14 protein-coding genes are annotated in these 18346 nt (G+C 65.3%); 4 read left to right on the forward strand and 10 right to left on the reverse strand.

The window, feature by feature from the left end; genetic code table 11:
• Positions 1 to 91: 91 nt before the first annotated feature.
• Positions 92 to 799 carry a hypothetical protein gene (locus AC1RQP_RS29770; protein WP_492940253.1) on the reverse strand — a complete coding sequence of 236 codons (708 nt, stop codon included), beginning with the start codon at positions 797 to 799 and terminating at the stop codon, positions 92 to 94.
• Positions 800 to 917: 118 nt separating this feature from the next.
• Positions 918 to 3761: an ATP-binding protein gene (locus AC1RQP_RS29775; protein ID WP_492940255.1), complete on the reverse strand. Its 2844-nt coding sequence runs from the start codon at positions 3759 to 3761 to the stop codon at positions 918 to 920.
• Positions 3762 to 4087: 326 nt separating this feature from the next.
• On the opposite strand from AC1RQP_RS29775, the gene AC1RQP_RS29780 reads away from it, so the two are divergent.
• The 4 genes from AC1RQP_RS29780 to msrA all read left to right on the forward strand — a co-directional run bounded on the left by AC1RQP_RS29780 (position 4088) and on the right by msrA (position 6808).
• Positions 4088 to 4756 carry a sensor histidine kinase gene (locus tag AC1RQP_RS29780; RefSeq protein ID WP_492940257.1) on the forward strand — a complete coding sequence of 223 codons (669 nt, stop codon included), beginning with the start codon at positions 4088 to 4090 and terminating at the stop codon, positions 4754 to 4756.
• 45 nt (positions 4757 to 4801) lie between these two features.
• On the forward strand, positions 4802 to 5491 hold the full coding sequence (locus AC1RQP_RS29785; RefSeq protein WP_239625710.1) for a VOC family protein: 690 nt from the start codon (positions 4802 to 4804) through the stop codon (positions 5489 to 5491).
• Positions 5492 to 5707: 216 nt separating this feature from the next.
• Positions 5708 to 6130, forward strand: coding sequence for an OsmC family protein (locus AC1RQP_RS29790; RefSeq protein WP_492940259.1), 423 nt, complete (start codon positions 5708 to 5710; stop codon positions 6128 to 6130).
• Positions 6131 to 6292: 162 nt separating this feature from the next.
• On the forward strand, positions 6293 to 6808 hold the full coding sequence (gene msrA, locus AC1RQP_RS29795) for a peptide-methionine (S)-S-oxide reductase MsrA (RefSeq protein ID WP_492940261.1): 516 nt from the start codon (positions 6293 to 6295) through the stop codon (positions 6806 to 6808).
• A gap of 118 nt (positions 6809 to 6926) precedes the next feature.
• Here the strand turns inward: msrA and AC1RQP_RS29800 are convergent, their stop codons facing one another.
• From AC1RQP_RS29800 to AC1RQP_RS29835, 8 genes are all read right to left on the reverse strand, one after another.
• Complete coding sequence (locus AC1RQP_RS29800) at positions 6927 to 9770, reverse strand: ATP-binding protein (RefSeq protein ID WP_492940263.1); 2844 nt, start codon at positions 9768 to 9770, stop codon at positions 6927 to 6929.
• Positions 9771 to 10032: 262 nt separating this feature from the next.
• Positions 10033 to 11193: an MFS transporter gene (locus tag AC1RQP_RS29805; RefSeq protein ID WP_492940265.1), complete on the reverse strand. Its 1161-nt coding sequence runs from the start codon at positions 11191 to 11193 to the stop codon at positions 10033 to 10035.
• A gap of 1129 nt (positions 11194 to 12322) precedes the next feature.
• Complete coding sequence (locus AC1RQP_RS29810; protein ID WP_492940267.1) at positions 12323 to 13555, reverse strand: Zn-dependent hydrolase; 1233 nt, start codon at positions 13553 to 13555, stop codon at positions 12323 to 12325.
• Positions 13548 to 14333, reverse strand: coding sequence for an ABC transporter ATP-binding protein (locus tag AC1RQP_RS29815; RefSeq protein ID WP_239625698.1), 786 nt, complete (start codon positions 14331 to 14333; stop codon positions 13548 to 13550). Before AC1RQP_RS29815 ends, AC1RQP_RS29810 begins: the two co-directional genes overlap by 8 nt.
• A complete protein-coding gene (locus tag AC1RQP_RS29820) occupies positions 14330 to 15103 on the reverse strand; it encodes an ABC transporter permease (protein ID WP_492940269.1) in 774 nt (257 codons plus the stop codon). The genes AC1RQP_RS29815 and AC1RQP_RS29820 overlap by 4 nt, the downstream gene beginning before the upstream one ends.
• A 71-nt stretch (positions 15104 to 15174) precedes the next feature.
• The gene (locus tag AC1RQP_RS29825; RefSeq protein ID WP_492940271.1) at positions 15175 to 16119 is read right to left on the reverse strand and encodes an ABC transporter substrate-binding protein; all 945 of its coding nucleotides are present in this window, start codon (positions 16117 to 16119) and stop codon (positions 15175 to 15177) included.
• A 105-nt stretch (positions 16120 to 16224) separates the two neighbouring features.
• Complete coding sequence (hutC, locus tag AC1RQP_RS29830) at positions 16225 to 16953, reverse strand: histidine utilization transcriptional repressor HutC (protein ID WP_239625693.1); 729 nt, start codon at positions 16951 to 16953, stop codon at positions 16225 to 16227.
• Positions 16950 to 18308 (reverse strand): formimidoylglutamate deiminase, encoded by a 1359-nt coding sequence (locus AC1RQP_RS29835; RefSeq protein WP_492940273.1) that lies wholly within the window; start codon positions 18306 to 18308, stop codon positions 16950 to 16952. The genes hutC and AC1RQP_RS29835 overlap by 4 nt, the downstream gene beginning before the upstream one ends.
• Between the last annotated feature and the right edge of the window lie 38 nt (positions 18309 to 18346).

An 18346-nucleotide genomic window follows, 5' to 3' on the forward strand; every position in this document is an offset into this window, starting at 1 on the left:
TACAATCTGCACCCGAGGCCGTCTGTTGGCTCGTTATGTATTGTTAGGCGTTGAGAGGCAGAGTGGTCGCCGCTCCCGCAGGTGCTCGTCTTTACTCGAAGACGGCGTCGAAGATCTCGACGTCCATCAGCACGGGCCTGGCGATGACCGTTCCGTCAGGCTGCAGCGTCTGCACGCGTCGAAGTGTCGGCACGACGATGCCGCAGAAGCTGTCATGAGCCCAGGAGAAATGTGCAACCTTGTTTCCGAAGAGATCGTGGTCCGTCCGCCGTTGCAGGGCGCTCTCGTCGAAATAGAAGATCTGTTCAGGCGCGAGCGTGATGAGGTGCGGGGGAAATTGTGCCCGGAGCCGCCGCCACGTCTCGGCGCCCTCGCACCAGGGCGGCAGCTCCTCCACGATGACATCGGGATGGGCGAGCAGGAACGGGCTGGTCAGATAGTTCCAGATCGCGACGCCGCAGAAGAAGACCAGATGCATTTCGTCCGCAAGCGCAGGCGAGCCGGCCTCGGTCAACGCGACGCTCGGGTTGTGCCAGGTCCGCAGAACTTCACCATCCAGGCTCTCGATCGTGATCGCGTCGGGTTGAAAGGAGCCGGAGTGTTCGCCTCCGGTGATGCCGGTGAACCGGAGCGATTGCGCGCGGGTCGAGCCTTCCGCGGTCACGTCCTTGAATTCCTGGGCATGCCCGGCGCTGGAGAACAGCGATCCGCCGACGGAAAGGTGGAGCGTAAACCGGTTCAAGCTGTTCCAGTGGGTCAAGCCGCCGCTGGCATCCATTACGTCGTCAAGAAGCGCCATGTCCCGCCATATCCACCATGAAGTGTCGCCACCATGGCGGGGCGCAGGCGGCTTGGCGTGTTAGAAGTTGTTAGGAGTTGCGAGCAGGCAGTTTGGCGGTATGCCGTTGAAGATGCTGTCAATTCAGCGTGCCTAGCAACTCTCTTGCGGCGACCAGATCGCGGGTCTGGAGCCCCTCTTGGTAGCGTCCGACGAGCGGGGCGAGCAAGTCGCGTGCCTCGCCTGTCTTTCCGGCCTGGCGCCAGATGCGGCCGAGGCTGATCGCGCCGCGGAGCTCCCAGCCGACTGCGCATTGGCGCTGCGACAGATCGAGCGATTTGCGCAAGCAGATCTCGGCCTCCACCGCGCTGCCCGACCGGGCGAGGATGTCGCCCTTGACCCTGAGCATCTCCGGCATGTCGAAGGACTCCCCATGATCGGGAATCTGGGCGATCGCCTCGTTGATCGTCCGCAAGGCTTCGTCGGGCTGATTCTGGGACGCGAGACCCTCCGCGAGCGCCGTCGCAAACACGGTCGTCATGATCCGGTGCCGGGCCGCGTGCAACGTGGCCTGACCGCGGCGAAGGTGCTCGATGCCCGCGGCAACGTCGCCGCGACGCAGCAGCAGCTCGCCCCTCTGGCCGATGCCGACCGCGTGATAAGGCCCGAGGAAGTGCCGCGCCGAATGGTCGATCAGCCGCTCGATCAGGATTTCGGCGTTGTCCCAGTCGCCGACCCAGAGGAACACGTAAATCGTCCAGATCAGGGAGATGCCGAGGGTCAGCGGCTGTTCGAGCAGCTCGGCCTCGCGAACCGTGTATCTGGCGGCCTCGATCGCACGCTCGGGCCGGCCGGTGAGCCAGAGTCCGCGCGCCAGCGCCACCAGCGCGACGATGCGGTCGTCATAGCCGAGATGGCCGATGTTCAGCCGTTGCGAGCCGGGATTGTGCACCATCGCGCTCTCGCAGAACCGAACCGCCTTGTCCTGGCTGCCGATCAGATGATGCGCCACGCCCAGCATCCATTCGACGTTCAGCGTGGCGGTGGGATCGTTCAGCTTTCGCGCGACGCTCTCGCCCTGTTCGCCGATTCCGAGCGCGCCGTGAAAATCTCCGACCCTGGTCAGGTAGATGTGCAATCCGCGCAGCAGCCAGAGCTGCCAGTGCAGGTCCTCGAGTTCCCGGGCAAGCTGGAGACTGCGCGTGAATGCCGACCGGACCCCTTCGGTATTGCCCTGCGTGAACATCACGGAGACGCCGAGCGCGGCCTGCAAGGTCATCTCCTTCCGGCTGTCCGCGGCGCGCGCATCCGGCGACGCCAGCGCCTGCCGGGTCCAGCGGTAGCATTCCGTCAGCAAGGTCAGTTCGAGGAAGAACTGCGCGGCCGAGGCCGCCAGATCCACGCCGATCGTCCGATCGCCGCTCTCCGAAAAGCTGAAGGACAGCGCGGCCCTCACATTCGGCAAATGGTCGGCATAGGGAAGGAAGCCGCCCGCGCTCTGCATGCTCGTGGATTTGAGGGAAATGTCGTGCAGCAAGTCGCGGATATATTCGGCGTGGGCGCGCGCGACGCGGTCCGCTTCCCCGTTCTCGACGAGCTTGTCCGCGACGAAGGCGCGGGTGGTGTCGAGCAGGCGATAGCGCAGCCGCCGCTCCGCGGGCGAGGTCGCGATCAGGGATTTGGACAGCAGGTTCGAAATCGCCTCGACGGCTTCGGGCTCGCTGATCCCCTGGCAGGACGCGACGGCAAGCGCGGCCTCCGGCGTGAACGGCCCGACGAACACCGACAAGCCGCGCAGCGTCGCGCTTTCGGCCGCCGGCAGCAGGTCGTAGCTCCAGGCCAGCGCCGCGCTCAAGGTTTGATGCCGCGGAATTGCGGTACGCCGTCCGCGCCACAGCAGCGAGAAGCGGCTGTCCAGCAGCGAGGCGGTCCCGGCAATGCCGTAGGCGTTCACACGTCCGGCCGCGAGCTCGATCGCGAGCGCAATGCCGTCCAATCGCCGGCAGATCTCGGCGACCAGCGGCGCATCCTCATCGCGGAGTTCGAATTCGCTCAAGCTCTCGGCAATGCGTTCCACGAAGAGCTGACTTGCGGGATAGGCAAGGATGTCGGCGATGCCGAGGCCGTCGCGTTCCGGCGGGCAGTCCAGCGGAAACAACCGATGGATGCGTTCCCCGTCGGCGCGAAAGGATTCCCGACTGGTGGCCAGGATATGCAGCTGCGGCGCCTCGCGGATGAGGCGCTCGGCCAAAGGGGCGAGTTCGTCGAGGATGTGCTCGCAACTGTCGAACACCAGCAGGATCCGCCGGTTGCGCAGGACCGCCAGCAGGCCCGGTATCGGGTCCTCGGAACTGACGGTCAGGCCCAGCGCGGCCGCGATGGTTCCGGGGACGAGCCGGGTATCGGTCAGCGCGCCGAAGTCGACGAAGCACGCCTGGCCGTCGAAGGCCGCGAGCTCGCCCTGCGCGACGGCGAGTGCGACCGACGTCTTGCCGATCCCGCCCGGGCCGACGATCGTGACGAAGCGATGCTGGGCAAGCTCGGCGGAGATTCTCTCGACCGCATCGTCCCGGCCGATCATCTTCGCGAGCGGCGAGGGCAGCGAGGAGGGCGAAGCGGCGGGCGGGCTCGTCCGGCCCTCCGATGCTGCGGGCCGGAGCAGCGGAGCCGTGAAACAATAGCCGCGTCCCGGGACGTTGACGACGTAGCGGGAGGCCTCGCCTGCATCGCCCAAAGCCTTGCGCAGCGTCGTGATGTGGAAGCGCAGGCTGCCTTCGTCCACGTTCACGTCGGCCCAGATGCGCTTGATCAGCTCTCGCTTGTCAATGACCTCTCCGGCGCGCTCGGCGAGAAAAATGAGGATGTCGAGCGCACGGCCGCCGAGGGGAAGCGGGGCGCCGTCCTTTTCCAGCAGCCGCGATTTCACGAACAGGCGGAATGGCCCGAAGGCTATGACCGAATCCTGCTCGCTAGTGTCCGGCACGGGCCAACAATTCCAGTCAATGAGCTGACGTGTGCAATTTGATTACCAGATAGAGACGTCCAGTAAACCGGCCGAAAGTGGCGAAATCGCGTGGCCTACCGCCGATCGCACTGGGACGTGTGTTGCAAATTTTGCTTAAACGCGAGCGGCTTACGACGCGGCTGCGACAATTCGTCAGCGCGCCTGACCTTCGAGGCGCGTGTGTCCGCCGCGAGATTGCGGGCCCCGCCGATCATAACAGAATCTTGCAACGTCTAACGGGCAAAACGCGCGCGACGCATCCACTATAGCCTTCGAGTGAGATCCGTTTCAACGGGGAGGCTATGATGTCCGGTATCGGCGCTGGGACGAACGACCACGTGGTTCGACCTCAATTCGTCGCCAGTCTCGATGATCAGTCGCGTGACTGGGAGCTCGTGCTGCGGGAGTCCCACCATCGCATGAAGAACACGCTGACGCTGCTCGGTGCGTCAGTCCGCCGCGACTTCACGCGCGCGAGCAAGAGGGATGTGTCGCTGGCGGTGGACCGCCTCGAGCGGCGCATCGTCGCCTTCGGCCGGCTCTATCAGCTCCTGTCCGACAACGACGATCCATCGGCCATTGCCGTGGAGCCGTTCTTCGAAAAGCTGTGCGGAGCCCTCTCCGAAGCGGTGCTGGAGCCGGCAGGCATCCGCTGCGAAGCCGCGATCGAGAGCGGCAGACTGCCGGCTGCTCAATGTCATCGGCTCGCGCTGATGCTCACCGAACTGGTCACGAACGCGGCAAAGCACGCTTTCCCGGACCGAAGCGGTGCGTTGATCCGGATCGAATTGGCGAGCGGCGACGGCGCCTGGCTCTGCACGGTGGCCGACAACGGCATCGGTGCGACCGGTCCGCTTCAGGGCACCGGCAGCCGGATCCTCGAAGGGCTCGCGCGCAGCATCCACGCGCGGTTGCATGGCGAGGCGGGGCAGGGCGGCACGCGGGTGACGATCATGATGCCGACTGTCGCATGAAGCCCTTCCATGCATGCAACCGCGTCTCACATCAGGGAGTTCGACATGACCACCATCGAAATCGATCGCGACACCGGAACCGGGCCCTCGACATCGCGCAGCGTTGACCTGAAGCTCGAGGTCGTCGTGATCCCCGTGTCCGACGTCGACCGTGCCAAGGCGTTCTACGCCCGCCTCGGCTGGCGACTGGACGCCGATTTTTCGTCAGGCGAGGACTGGCGCGTGATCCAGTTCACGCCGCCGGGCTCGGCCTGCTCGGTGATCTTCGGCAGGAACGTGACGGCCGCAGCGCCCGGTTCGGCGCGAGGCCTGTACCTGATCGTCTCCGATCTGGAGGCCGCCCGGCAGGACCTGCTCGACCGCGGCGTCGAGGTCAGCGAGCCATTCCACGGTGCCGGCGACGTTCATGCCGGGCCCGACGAGCCGTATCTCTTCGGCAGCGTACGGGTCGGCGGTGCCGACCCGAAGCGCGGCAGCTACAGTTCGTTCGCATCGTTCAGCGACCCCGACGGCAATGGCTGGCTGTTTCAGGAGGTCACGACGCGACTGCCCGGGCGCATCGCGGGCAGCGCCACGACATTCGCATCGACGGCCGATCTGGCGGCGGCGCTACGCCGTGCGGCGATCGCGCATGGCGAGCACGAGAGGCGGACCGGCGGACACGACGAGAACTGGGCGGACTGGTACGCCGACTATGTCGTCCGCGAGCAGGCCGGCCAGCCGCTGCCGTCGTGAATTGCAAATCGGACCTGCCCGCGCCAAAGTCTGAACGGAACGGACCGACGTGTCGTTCTCGAACCCGATCGACTGCACCGATCGAACGAGGAGATCTTGGAGACCAAGGAACCGCTTCGGCGCTCGATCGGTTGGAATGGCGGACGGGCGGTCACGCCGATGTCGCCTTTCGCCGCTACCGAGCGCCGATGCTGAAATCAAACAAGGAGAACTGAAATGATCCGCAAGGCAACGGCAGTCTGGAAGGGCACCGGTCGCGATGGGGCCGGTCATCTCTCGAGCGAATCCGGCGTGCTCGCGCAGACGCCCTATTCGTTCAAGACCCGCTTCGAGAACGAGAAGGGGACCAATCCCGAGGAGTTGATCGCGGCGGCCCATGCAGGCTGTTTTACGATGGCCCTGGCCTTTGGCCTTCAGATGGCAGGTTTCACGCCGGACGAACTGTCGACGGAAGCCGCGGTGACACTCGAGCCCGAAGGCAAGGGCTTCAAGATCAGTAAGTCCGCGCTGACCTTGCGTGCAAAAGTGCCGAACCTCGACGAGGCCGGCTTTGCGAAGTTCGCCGGCGAGGCCGAGAAGAACTGCCCGGTGTCGAAGGTGCTCAACGCCACGATCACGCTCGACGCCAAGCTGGGCTAGAGGCAAGCGTTTGCTTTGGGTCCATCCGGCTCCAGGAGCCGGGTGGACACCGCGTGCAATGCATGGCTTTTGCCCGGCGGCCGAAAGCATATATATCGGGCGAAAGCATATATATGATGTGCAGATGCAGAGCGGACAGAGCGATCAATTGGGAGCGGACAGATGACGACAGAACGCGCAGTTTTGGCCGGGGGCTGCTTTTGGGGCATGCAGGATCTCATCCGCAAGCAGCCGGGCGTGATCTCCACCCGCGTCGGCTACACGGGTGGGCACGTGAAGAACGCCACCTACCGCAATCACGAAGGTCATGCCGAAGCGATCGAGATCATCTTCGATCCCGCCAGGACCAGCTTCCGCACGATGCTGGAGTTCTTTTTTCAGATCCACGATCCCACCACGCTCAATCGCCAAGGCAATGATCTGGGCACCAGCTATCGCTCCGCGATCTTCTACACGAGCGACGCGCAGAAGCGCATCGCCGAAGACACCATTGCCGACGTCGAGGCGTCCGGTCTATGGCCCGGCAAGGTGGTGACCGAGGTCGCGCCCGCTCGCGAGTTCTGGGAGGCCGAGTCGGAGCATCAGGATTATCTCGAACGTTATCCTGACGGCTACACCTGCCACTTCATCCGGCCCGATTGGAAGCTGCCGCGGCGTGCGGCTGCGGTGGGAGGTTAAAGCATGATCCGGAAAAGTGCGCAGCGGTTTTCCGAAAAGATCATGCTCAAACAATAACCTGAAGCGCGATGACGATTCGTCCTCATCTCGTCGCGCTTTAGCGCGCATCAGTGCGCGGTCAGTTCCGGAGTTGCGCCATCAGTTCGCGTGCGGTGCGCATGTCGGCGATCTCGGCGCCCTCCGTGAACGATCCGGAGACATTCTTCAGAACGGCCAGCGCTTCCGCACTCCGGCCGGCCTCCATCCTGAGCCGCGCGAGGCTGATCGCGCAGCGCAGCTCCCAGAAGCGCGCGCCCTGCTGGAGGGCAATCCCCATGGCCTCGCGAAAGCGTGCCTCGGCGTCCGCTGAATGCCGCGCGCTCCTGAGCATCAACTCTCCCTTGATGCGCATCAACTCAGGCAGATACCAGAGCTCCTGCCGGTCGTTGCAACGGGTCAGGACGTCCTCGATGACGTCGAGGCCGCGATCGACCTGGTCGGCTTCGCCAAAGCACGCCGCAAGCTCGCCAAGCAGGGGAAGAAAGCGCGGCAGGAAACGTGCATCGCCGGCGCGGTTGAGTTCTTCGCGCAGCAGCGGCAGGCCGATCGCGACGTCGCCGCGCCTGGCGACGACTGCCGCATTGAAGGCTCTTGCCCACAGGCCCCACAGCCGGATCGCGTGCCGATCGGTGTGATCGAGCAGCTCGTTGCCGTGGCGTTCCGCGGCGTCGAGATCGCCGGCCCAGAAGGCGATCGGGCAGGCGGCCTGGCCCAGCACGCTGCAGAAGGTCAGGGCGTGGCCATTGGCTCGGCCTTCCTCGATGTTTCTTGCCGCCAGCGCCTGCGCCTGGTCGGCGAGACCCTGCAGCCACAGGATGCGGGCCCGGAAATACTGCGTCGAGATCCTGAGATCGAGCGGGAAGATCTTGGGCTTCTCCGCCAGAAAGTGCAGCGATGCATTGACCCGGTCGATACGCTGCCGCGCCTCGTTCTGGTCGCCGAGATAGTGCAGCGCGACAGCCATTAGCCGGTCGCCCAGCATGACGTCGGTCTTGTCGGGAGAGTTCGCTGCCGCGCTCGCAAAACGATCGGCGAACGCACGGGCCTTGCCGAACTGTCCGTTGTTGAACTGGTCGATGCACAGGCCCCAGAGCGCGCGCAGCCGGAAATCCTTGTCGTCGAGCCTGTCCGCCAGCTCGAGAGTCGTCTCCAGGATCGGGCGCGCCTCGCGTGCGCGACCCTCGCCATACATCAGCGACCAGCCGAGTGCCGACAGCAGCTGCATGCGGATGCGGTCGTTGTCCCTGCCGTCTCCGAGCGCCGCCAGTGCCGTTCTGCTGCGCTCTCGGCACTCGGCGAACAGCGAAAGCCGCACCCAGAGGGTGATCGCGGCCGCCGTCAGCGCGATGCCGAGCCTTGCGTCGCCATCAGGTGAGAAAGCCCAATCCAGCGCGGCGCGCACATTGTCCAGCTCCCCCGCATAGATGCTCAGCCATTCGGGCAGCGATGTCGATGTATCGGCCTCCGCGTGCTCGAAGAAATCGCGAAAATGCTCGGCGTGGCGCCGCGCGAACGTCCGCGCTTCTCCGAGCTCGTTCAGCTTCCCGAGCGCGTAGGTGCGCGTGGTGTCGAGCAGGCGATAGCGCAGCGTCCGCGAACCGAATGGCGAGATCAGCGATTTGGTGACCAGGCTGTCGATCGCCTCCAACGTCTCCGAGGTGCTGAGGCCGTCGCCGGATGCGACCGCGGCGGCCGCCTCCGGCGCGAATGGCCCGGCGAATACCGACAGTCGCCGCAGGGTGGCGCTTTCCGCCGGAGGCAGGAGGTCGTAGCTCCAGTCGAGGGCAGCGGCGAGCGTCTGGTGCCGCGGCACGGCCGTGCGCCGCCCCCGCCATTGCAGCGAAAAGCGGCTGTCGAGCAGGGAGGCCGTTCCGGCGATGCCGTACGCGTTGACACGGCCCGCCGCGAGCTCGATCGCCAGCGCAATGCCGTCGAGGCGCCGGCAGATGCTCGCCACCAGCGGCGCTTCTTCAGCGCTGAGCTGGAACGGACCCGAGCTCTGCGCGATGCGCTCGACGAAGAGCTGAGCCGCGGGATAGGCGAGGATCTCGGCGACCTCGAGACCCCCACGCTCCGGCGGACAATCCAGCGGGAACAGACGAAAGATCCGCTCGCCTTCGCTCCGGAACGACTCGCGGCTGGTTGCGAGAACGCGAAGCTGCGGCGCTTCGCGAACGATACGCTCCGCGAGAGGAGCCAGCGTATCCAGCACATGCTCGCAACTGTCGAAGATCAGCAGGGCTGGGCCGGTCTTCAGGAATGTCAGGAGGGCCGGTGTCGGGTCCTCCGAGCTCACGGTCAGTCCGAGGATCGAGGCGACGGTGGTCGTGACATGGCTGGCGTCCCGCAGCGGACCGAAGTCGACGAAGAAGACGCGTCCGCCGAAATCTGCCGAGCGGCGATGCCCGACCGTGACGGCGACGGCGGTCTTGCCGATGCCGCCCGGGCCGACCACCGTCATGAAGCGATGCAGGGTCAATCCGTTCGAGATCTTCTCGATGACCTCTTCTCGCCCGATCATCTTTGCAAGCTGAGCAGGCAGGGAGCGAGGAGGGGAGATCTCGGCTGCGACTGAGGAGACCGGCGGAGCTGCTTGAACGAACGGTGCGACAAAGCAATAGCCGCGGCCGGGCACGTTGAGGACATAGCGCGTCGACTTGCCGGTATCGCCGAGCGCCTTGCGCAGTGCTGCGACATGGAAGCGCAGGCTGCCCTCGTCGACATTCACGTCGGCCCAGATGCGCTTGACCAACTCCCTCTTGTCGATGACTTCACCGGGGCGCTCGGCAAGCAAGATCAGAATATCGAGCGCGCGGCCGCCGATGTGAAGCGGCGCCCCCTCCTTCTCCAGGAGCCGCGACTTTGGAAACAGCCGAAATGGCCCAAAAGAAATGTGCGAGTCGTGATTACTATGAGCCTGCACGTGCCATTGCCCCCTCCACGGGAGTCAAAAGGTATTCGGCTGTGATCTAGCAGAACGACGCGTCCAGTAAACTGGCCGAAAGCCGCATGGCAGACAGACCGGCGCAGATGGCTTGGGCTTTCTTCGGTCTGCCAAAATAGTGCCTGCGAAATAAGGGCTTAGGCTGGCATGCCAAGATGATGGCGTGGACCGCGCGTGCATGGGACCATTGCGGACGGTGGCAATCCCGCCTCTCCCATTGATAAATTCGACGCAAGGCCGCTCACGCATCGACGCGCGACATCTTGCGCTGCTCCGCCGTGACGATCCGCGCCGACAGCGTGACGAGGCCCATCAATCCGGCCAGCAACCAGAACGCCATAGGCAATCCGCCAAGACGTGCGACGAAGCCGACGCCGGCGGGGCCGATCAGGACCCCTGCGTATCCCGCAGTCGTGATCGCCGCGACCGCAAGCCCGGTAGGCATCACCGTTTGCCGCGCGGCCCGCCGGAACAGCACCGGCACGAGGTTTGACGCACCGAGCCCGATCAGCAGGAATCCGCCGAGGGCGACCGCCGCGACAGGCGCTGTCAGCAGGACCACAAAGCCCGCGATCGCGATGAGGCTGCCCCAGAGCAAGGTCGTGCGGTCCCTGATGCGCGCAACGACCGCGTCGCCGCCGAGCCGGCCTAGCGTCATGGCGATCGAGAACACGATGTAGCCGGCTCCGCCCTGCGCCTCGGTGACGAGCCCCGCGCCGATGACGAGGAGCGCGCCCCAATCGAGCATTGCACCTTCGACGAGGAAGGTGATGGCGCCGAGCAGCGCAAGCAGCAGCACCGATCCGTGTGGCAGCACGAACAGCGGGCCCTCCTGCACCTGCACTGAGCGAAGCAGGCGCGGCCAGGTCACAAACATCGCGAGCAGCATCAGGACGGAGCAGATCAATGTGCAGGCCAGCGCACCGAGTTGCAACGAGAGCAGCACTGTCATCAGCGCGGATCCGGCGAAGCCGCCGATGCTGAACAAGGCGTGGAAGCCGGACATCAGCGGGCGTCCCGCGGCGCGCTCCACCTCCACGGCGTGGATGTTCATGGCGACATCGATCGAGCCGAGCGCGGCGCCGAACGCAAAGAGCGCCAGCGCCAGAGACATGGACGAGCTTGCGATCGCGAGCAGCGGCAGGACCAGCGCGAGCATGAACCCGCTTGCGACGATGATCGGTCTGCTGCCGTAGCGCGCGCTGAGAACGCCGGTCAGCAGCATCGCGACGACCGAGCCGATGCCGAGGCTGAGCAGGAGCAGCCCGAGGACCCCGTCGTCGACGCCGAGCCGCGCCTTCGCGAACGGCACCAGCGGCGCCCAGCACGCGATGCCGAAGCCTGCGACGAAGAAGGCAAGTCTGGTCGCAAGGCGGGTCGCCGGCCGGTCGGCTGAAGACATGAGAACTCCCGGGGAAGCAGAGGTGGGACGGAGCACAAACCCGAGAAATGCCGCGGCTTTATGGCCGAACCGACGCCGTGGTGGGCATGCTCTTGTAGCCCGGGTGAGCGAAGCGATACCCGGGAATTCACGCGTAAAGATCCCGGATGTCGCTTCGCTCATCCGGGCTACGCACCTTGCTGTGCCGCCCCTTGTCAATCCACCATCGTGAAAATATTCCACTTTACCGAAATTCGGATTTGTCGTATGTGTCGCCCATCCCGGCTCATTCTTGAGGGGCGATCGTGTGGTCGTCATTGTCGCGAGCCGGGCTTGCGGTGGACGCGGCAGCGTCGTGCACGAGAGGTGAAGGGCCGGGCGGATTGCTCTCCGTGAGCCCGAAGCTGCGTGTGGACGAGCGGCGCTGCTAGGCTTCGTCGTGCCAGCATTTCGGCGGCAAAGTGCACAACGCCGTCGAACCCTGTGGCGCCAACGAACCGCGCGTACGGCAAAACCGTGTGGTCCTGGCCGTCGTTGCTACGGTCAAGCTCTTGCGGAGGCGGCAGTCGCGTCAACCGGCGCGGCGCCGGTGGATTTCGCGAGAGTGAGGGAGGCCAGAACGAACTCGGCTCCCGGGAGAGCGCGGCATAAGCCGTCCGACCATCGCGCAGGGAAGGCCGTGTGTTGGGCTTCACCTGTATGCTGCTGTGCGGTTCTCTGCGTGTGCTCTATGCGCAGCAGACCGCGGGTGCGAGCCGGCACCCGGCCTTCCCTGCGCCCTCTTGGCTCAAGAGGGTGGAACGACGAAGCAAAGCTCGGGCGAATTCAGCCGCGAGAACGCGACGGCGTGTCTGCAGCCACATCCACCGTCATTGCGAGGAGCGTAGCGACGAAGCAATCCAGAATCCCTCCGCGGAAAGACTCTGGATTGCTTCGCTTCGCTCGCAATGACGAAGAGGAGGAGAGAGCCTGCGCGAGACTCCACTCTCGTGCCCCGGACGCAGCGCAGCGTCCCTTCGACGGTGCGCTGCAGAGCCGGGGCCCATATCGTTGTTGTCGCCGCGTGGCTCTGGGTCCCGGCTCTGCGCCGCAACGCTGTCGCGTTGCAGCTTGTCCGGGACACAAGCGCTTGCGCGGGTCTCGACCGCCATCAACTCTGGAGGATCCGCCGGCAAGCGTCGACGAAGACCTGTGCGCCGGTGACGATATCGGCGTCGGCGGTGTTCTCGGTCCAGTGATGGCTGATGCCGCCGATCGAAGGCACGAACAGCATGCCCGCGGGCATGACGGTCGCGAGCATCTGCGCGTCATGCCCGGCGCCGCTGGGCATGCGGAGGGACCGGCCGCCGGCCAGGGCCTTGCTCGCGGCCTCGATTGCGTCCTGGAAGCCGGAATTCATCATGGCGGGCGCACCAGTGCGCAATTTCTCGACGGTGACGGTGCACGGACCGTTCGCACTGGCCTCCTCCGCCATGATCCGCAGCAATTGCTCCAGCCGCGCGATCACGGCCGGATCATCGTCGCGGATCTGGAACAGCATCTCTGCGCCACCCGGAATGATGCTCGGCGCGCCCGGATCGAGCGTGATGCGCCCGGTGGTCCAGACCGTGCGCGGGCCGCAGGCAGACGGAAAGCGTTCGTCGATCGCGACGCAGAATTTTGCCAGCGCGAGGCCGGCATCCTTCCGCACCGCCATCCGCGTGGTGCCGGCGTGGTTCTGCTCGCCAGAAAAATTGATCTGATACTGCCAGATGCCGACGATGGAGGTCACGACGCCGATCGCAAGGCGGCCGCTTTCGAGCGTGTCGCCCTGCTCGATATGCGCCTCCAGATAGCCAACGTGCCGCCCCGGCTCGACGGTGATGCGCGGGCGTCCGGCGAGACCCATGTCGGCAAGCGCATCGCGCATGGTGCGGCCGCTGGTACGGTCGCGCGCGGCGTCGATGTCGGCCTCTGTCACCTGTCCGACATAGGAGCGCGAGCCGAGGAAATGGCCGAAATGTCCCTCCTCGTCGCACCAGGCGGCGACTTCGACCGCGCCTTTGAACGAGGGATCGGTATTGAGCACGCGCGCGGCTTCGAGCGCGTAGACAACGCCGAGCGGACCATCGAGCCAGCCGGCATAGTTCTGGCTCTCCAGATGCGAGCCCGCCAGCAGCTTCGGCCCGGGCTTCGCGCTGGTGCCGAACACGTTGCCGATACCGTCAATCGTCGCAGAGAGGTTGGCCTCGGGCAGCTTCTGAACGAGCCACTCCAGCGAAAGCTTGTGCGGCTCGGAGAAGGTCGGCTTGTGCACGCCGGTCTTGTAGGCGCCCATGGCGCGCAGCGCATGGAGGTCGGCAAGAACGCGATTTCCGTCGGCGCGGGGCTGGGTGTCAGGCATGTTCGGCAACCTTCAGCGCCTCGGTGCGGATCTCCTCGACCAGCCGCTCCTTGAGCTGGACGAATTCCGGCGTGGTCTTGATCTTGTAGGAGCGCGGATGAGGCAGGTCCACATTGATCTCGGCCTTGATGCGGCCGGGACGCGCGCTCATGACGATGACGCGGCTGCCGAGGAAGATCGCTTCCTCGATGTCGTGGGTCACGAACAGCACCGTCTTCTGGTCGCGCTCCCAGATCCCCAGCAGCATTTCCTGCATCAGGGCGCGGGTCTGGTTGTCCAGTGCGCCGAAGGGCTCGTCGAGCAAGAGGATCTTCGGATCATTGGCGAGCGCCCGTGCGATCGCCGTGCGCTGCTGCATGCCGCCGGAGAGCTGCTTTGGCCAATGGTTCTCGAAGCCCGACAATCCGACCTGACGGATGAAGGCATCGGCGATCTTGTTCCGCTCGTCCTGCGCCACGCCGCGCTCGCGCAGGCCAAAGGCAATGTTCTCGCGCACCGTGAGCCACGGGAACAGCGTGTAGGACTGGAACACCATGCCGCGATCGGCGCCCGGGCCGGTCACCTCGCGTCCGTCGAGCGTGACGCGTCCGCTGGTCGGGCGATCGAGGCCGGCGACGATGCGCAGCAGCGTGGACTTGCCGCAGCCGGAGGGACCGAGGATGGTGACGAAGTCGTTGTTGCCGATGACGAGGTCGGTCGGTTCCAGCGCCCTGGTCGGTGCGTTGCCGTGGCGCGCGGGGAAGGTGCGCGAGACCTGCTCGATCTTGAGAATCGTCATGCGAGCTTCCAGGGAAACAGCCAGGCGTTGAACGCCTTGAACAGGAAGTCCGAGATCAGGCCGATCAATCCGATCACGATGATGCCGAAGATGATCTGGCCGGTGTTGAGCAGCGCCTGGCTGTCGGTGATCATGTGACCGATGCCGGAGGACGATCCGATCAGCTCGGCGACGATGACGTAGGTCCAGGCCCAGCCAAGCACCAGCCGCAGGATCTCGGCGATCTCGGGTGCCGAGGAAGGCAGCAGAACTCGGCGGATGATGCCGCGGTCGCCGGCGCCCAGCGTATAGGCGGCTTCGACCAGATCGCGCCGCGTGGCGCCGACGGTCACCGCGACCATCAGGATGACCTGGAATACCGAGCCGATGAAGATCACGAGCAGCTTCTGCAGTTCGCCGATGCCCGCCCACAGGATCAGGAGCGGAATGAAGGCGGAGGCAGGAAGATAGCGTGCGAAGGAGACGAACGGCTCGAGGAACGCCTCGACCGGCTTGTAGGCTCCCATCAGCACGCCGAGCGGCACCGCGATGATTGCCGCGAGGGCGAAGCCGCCGACGACGCGCCAGATCGTCATGCCGATGTCGAACAGGAAGCCATGCTTGGTAAGCAGCTCAACGCCCTCCTGCACCATGGTCAGCGGATTGGCGAGGAACGTCTTCGACACATGGCCGCCGAACGTCGCCCAGGACCAGAGGGCGACGAACAGCACGAAGAATGCAAGGCCATACGCCGCGCGCTGCCTCGATGTAACAGGGTCCAGGGGACGCATCAAACTGTCTATCCGAGAAGTCGATCATGTGCCGGTTCCGCCTCGTGGCGGAACCGGCGGCTTGCAGAAGCTTACTTGATGAAGCTCGCGTCGTAGAGGTCCTCGACCTTCGGCGCGACCTTGATGATGCCGATCTCGAGCAGGAGGTCGGCGGCCTCCTTGTTGAAGGTCAGGAAGTCGCCGGCGAAGAATTTCTGGTTCGCAGCCTTGTCCTGCCAGCGCAGATATTTCGCCGAGTTGCCGAACTGCTCGGCGGTCTGCTTCACGTCCGCGCCCATGATCTCGTAGGACTTGGCCTGGTCCTTGGCGATCATCTCGAGGGCCTCGAAATAGCTGTCGGCGAGCGCCTTGGCGGCCTTGGGATTCTCCGTCAGGAACTTCGGCGTGCAGCCGAAAGTGTCCATGACCATCGGGTAGTCGAGCGTGGTGGCGATGATCTTGCCCTTGTCGGGCGCGGCCCGTACGGTCGACAGGTACGGCTCATAGGTCATCGCGGCATCGTTCTGGCCGGAGACGAAAGCCTGCGCGGCCGCGGCCGGCTCGAGGTTCACGACGGTGACATCCTTCACCGAAAGCCCGTTCTTCTTGAGCATCCAGGCCAGCGCGAAATAGGGCGAGGTACCGGGCGCGGAGGCGGCGACGGTCTTGCCCTTCAGGTCCTTGATCGCGGCGACGTCGTTGCGCACGGCCATGCCGTCGGCACCATAGCTCTTGTCGAGCTGGAAGATCTGCTTGGTCGCAACACCATTGGCGTTCCAGGAGATCCAGGTCTCGACCGTGGTCGCCGCGCACTGGATGTCGCCGGAGGCGATCGCGAGATGACGGTCCTTCTGCGGGATCTTCTTGATGGTGACGTCGAGGCCGTTCTTCTTGAAGATGCCCGCCTCCCTCGCCAGTGTCAGCGGTGCGAAGCCGGTCCATCCGGAGATGCCGACGCCGACCTTGACGTCGTCGGCGAGAGCGGGAGTGGCGGCCGCGAGAGCAATGATTGTCGCAAATACCTTTGAATTACGCATGATTGTCGTCCTCTTGCCGATCGATGGATTGACGTCCTGTTGATCACTGTCGGCCCATCTGGACCGTTGCCCGAAGCGTTGCACGATTTGTGCCGACATATCCTCTCAGCCTCCCTTGAATCGGGCGACAAGGCGGTGAGAGTCACCGGGATAGAGCAGGCGCACCGCGGTGATGGTGCGCGCGCTGCGCCAGGTGTAGCGGTCGATCACGAGGCAGGGCGCGCCGACGGCGATGTCGAGCGCCTCCGCGGTGCGATCGTCCGCAACGATGGCGCTGATCGTGTGCTCGGCTTCGGTCCATGGGACATGGTGAAGCAGCCACGAGCCGGGAGGCTCGCGCGAGAAGTCCGCGGTCGCGGCATCCGGCACGGACGACAGGTCGATCAGCCTGTCCTCGGCGGCGAAGGGCACGTTGTCGGCGCTGTGGCGGCAGGTGATCGCGACCACCTTGCCCGCCTTTTTGACGCCGAGGCGATCGCGGTCGGCAGCGGTCGCCGCGCGCAGCTTGCGGCCGATCAGCTCGTAGCCGTAAGCGCGGCCGAGGGCGGTGATCTCGGCGCGAATGTCGGCGATCTTGAGCACCGCCGACTGATGCTGCGGCCGGCGCACGAACGAGCCGGCACGGCGCCGCCGCTCGATCAGATCGGCTTGCGCCAGCTCCGACAGCGCCTTGTTCACGGTCATGCGCGAGCAGCCGTAGCGAGCGACCAGTTCATGCTCGAACGGAATGCGATGACCGGGCGGCCACTCGCCGGTCAGGATGCGCTTCTCGATGTCGGCACGGATGCGCTTGTAGAGCGTCGGCTTGTCGGCTGTGTCAGTGGCAAGGCTCATGCGACGAGCCTCCGCACCGACGCATTGAAGCGCTCGCGCGCTGACTGACGCAGCCTGTGCCGGCCGCCTTCGACCACCTTGGCGCCGCCGGCCCAAACGCAATCGATCGCACCGCTGCCGGCCGCAAAGATCCAGCCGTCGATAGCCGCATCGCCCTGACGTCCGGCCAGCGATGGATGCGCAGTGTCGAGGGTGACGATGTCAGCGCGCGCACCGGGCGTGAGGCCGACTGTCGCCTGCGCCAGCGCCCGGGCTCCGCCCGCGAGCGCATGATCGAACAGCGTGCGTCCCGTCGAACGGCCAGCGCCACTGGAGAGCACGTTGCGCTGGCGATGCTTCAGGCGCTGGCCGTACTCGAGCTGACGGAGCTCGTCCGCGACGCCGATCAGCACGTTGGAATCGGTGCCCACGCCGAACGCACCGCCGGCGGCAAGAAATTCGCGCGCGGGGAAGATGCCATCGCCGAGGCTCGCTTCGGTGACGGGACAGAGGCCGGCGACCGCACCCGTCCTTGCAATTGCGCTGACCTCTTCGTCTGTCGTGTGCGTTGCGTGAATGAGGCACCAGCGTCGATCGACTGGCGCGTGCTCCAGCAGCCATTGCACCGGGCGCTGTCCCGACCAGGCGAGGCAGTCCTCGACTTCCTTCACCTGCTCGGCCGCGTGAATGTGCACCGGCCCGCCGTCGGCCAGCGGAACGATCGCCGTGAGCTCGTTCGGCGTCACCGCGCGCAGGCTGTGCGGGGCGATGCCGATGTTGGCGCCAGGCAATGCGCTGATCGCCTTGTGCGAAGCAGCCATCAATGCGGCGAACTGATCGACCGAGCAGATGAAGCGACGCTGGCCGGCATGCGGCGCTGTTCCTCCAAACGAGCCATGCGCATAGAAACTCGGCAGCAGCGTGAGGGCGATGCCTGATGCTTCGGCAGCCAGCGCAATGCGCGAGGCCATTTCGGCAGGATCCGCATAGCGCGAGCCGTCGCGATCATGATGCAGGTAATGAAATTCGCCAACGCGGGTGAAGCCCTGCTCGAGCATTTCGACATAGAGCAGCGTCGCAACGGCCGCGACGTCGTCCGGCGTCATGGCCAGCGCAAAGCGATACATCGTCTCGCGCCAGGTCCAGAAGGTGTCGGTGCTGTCTCCGCGTAGCTCCGCAAGTCCCGCCATGCCGCGCTGGAACGCGTGGCTGTGCAGGCTCGCCAAGCCCGGCAGCGCGATTGCGTGGCGTTCATCGCCGGAAACGGGCGCGACATTCGGCGTCACCTCGGCGATCGCGCCGGCGGTGATCACCACCTGCACGTCATTGGCCCAGCCCGAGGGCAGGAGCGCGGAGGCGAAATGCAGTCGTGTCATGTTTCCATGCCGGCTGGACAGAACTCTCGCACGATTAT

The organism is Bradyrhizobium sp. GW821-FHT13H06 (genome assembly GCF_058803975.1).

What these genes read in the sequence shown, in the direction of transcription:
- AC1RQP_RS29835 (WP_492940273.1), bottom strand. Translation starts at nt 18,308, where the DNA reads ATGACACGACTGCATTTCGCCTCCGCGCTCCTGCCCTCGGGCTGGGCC.
- hutC (WP_239625693.1), bottom strand. Translation starts at nt 16,953, where the DNA reads ATGAGCCTTGCCACTGACACAGCCGACAAGCCGACGCTCTACAAGCGC.
- AC1RQP_RS29825 (WP_492940271.1), bottom strand. Translation starts at nt 16,119, where the DNA reads ATGCGTAATTCAAAGGTATTTGCGACAATCATTGCTCTCGCGGCCGCC.
- AC1RQP_RS29770 (WP_492940253.1), bottom strand. Translation starts at nt 799, where the DNA reads ATGGCGCTTCTTGACGACGTAATGGATGCCAGCGGCGGCTTGACCCAC.
- AC1RQP_RS29790 (WP_492940259.1), top strand. Translation starts at nt 5,708, where the DNA reads ATGATCCGCAAGGCAACGGCAGTCTGGAAGGGCACCGGTCGCGATGGG.
- AC1RQP_RS29780 (WP_492940257.1), top strand. Translation starts at nt 4,088, where the DNA reads ATGTCCGGTATCGGCGCTGGGACGAACGACCACGTGGTTCGACCTCAA.
- AC1RQP_RS29815 (WP_239625698.1), bottom strand. Translation starts at nt 14,333, where the DNA reads ATGACGATTCTCAAGATCGAGCAGGTCTCGCGCACCTTCCCCGCGCGC.
- AC1RQP_RS29810 (WP_492940267.1), bottom strand. Translation starts at nt 13,555, where the DNA reads ATGCCTGACACCCAGCCCCGCGCCGACGGAAATCGCGTTCTTGCCGAC.
- msrA (WP_492940261.1), top strand. Translation starts at nt 6,293, where the DNA reads ATGACGACAGAACGCGCAGTTTTGGCCGGGGGCTGCTTTTGGGGCATG.
- AC1RQP_RS29785 (WP_239625710.1), top strand. Translation starts at nt 4,802, where the DNA reads ATGACCACCATCGAAATCGATCGCGACACCGGAACCGGGCCCTCGACA.
- AC1RQP_RS29820 (WP_492940269.1), bottom strand. Translation starts at nt 15,103, where the DNA reads ATGCGTCCCCTGGACCCTGTTACATCGAGGCAGCGCGCGGCGTATGGC.
- AC1RQP_RS29805 (WP_492940265.1), bottom strand. Translation starts at nt 11,193, where the DNA reads ATGTCTTCAGCCGACCGGCCGGCGACCCGCCTTGCGACCAGACTTGCC.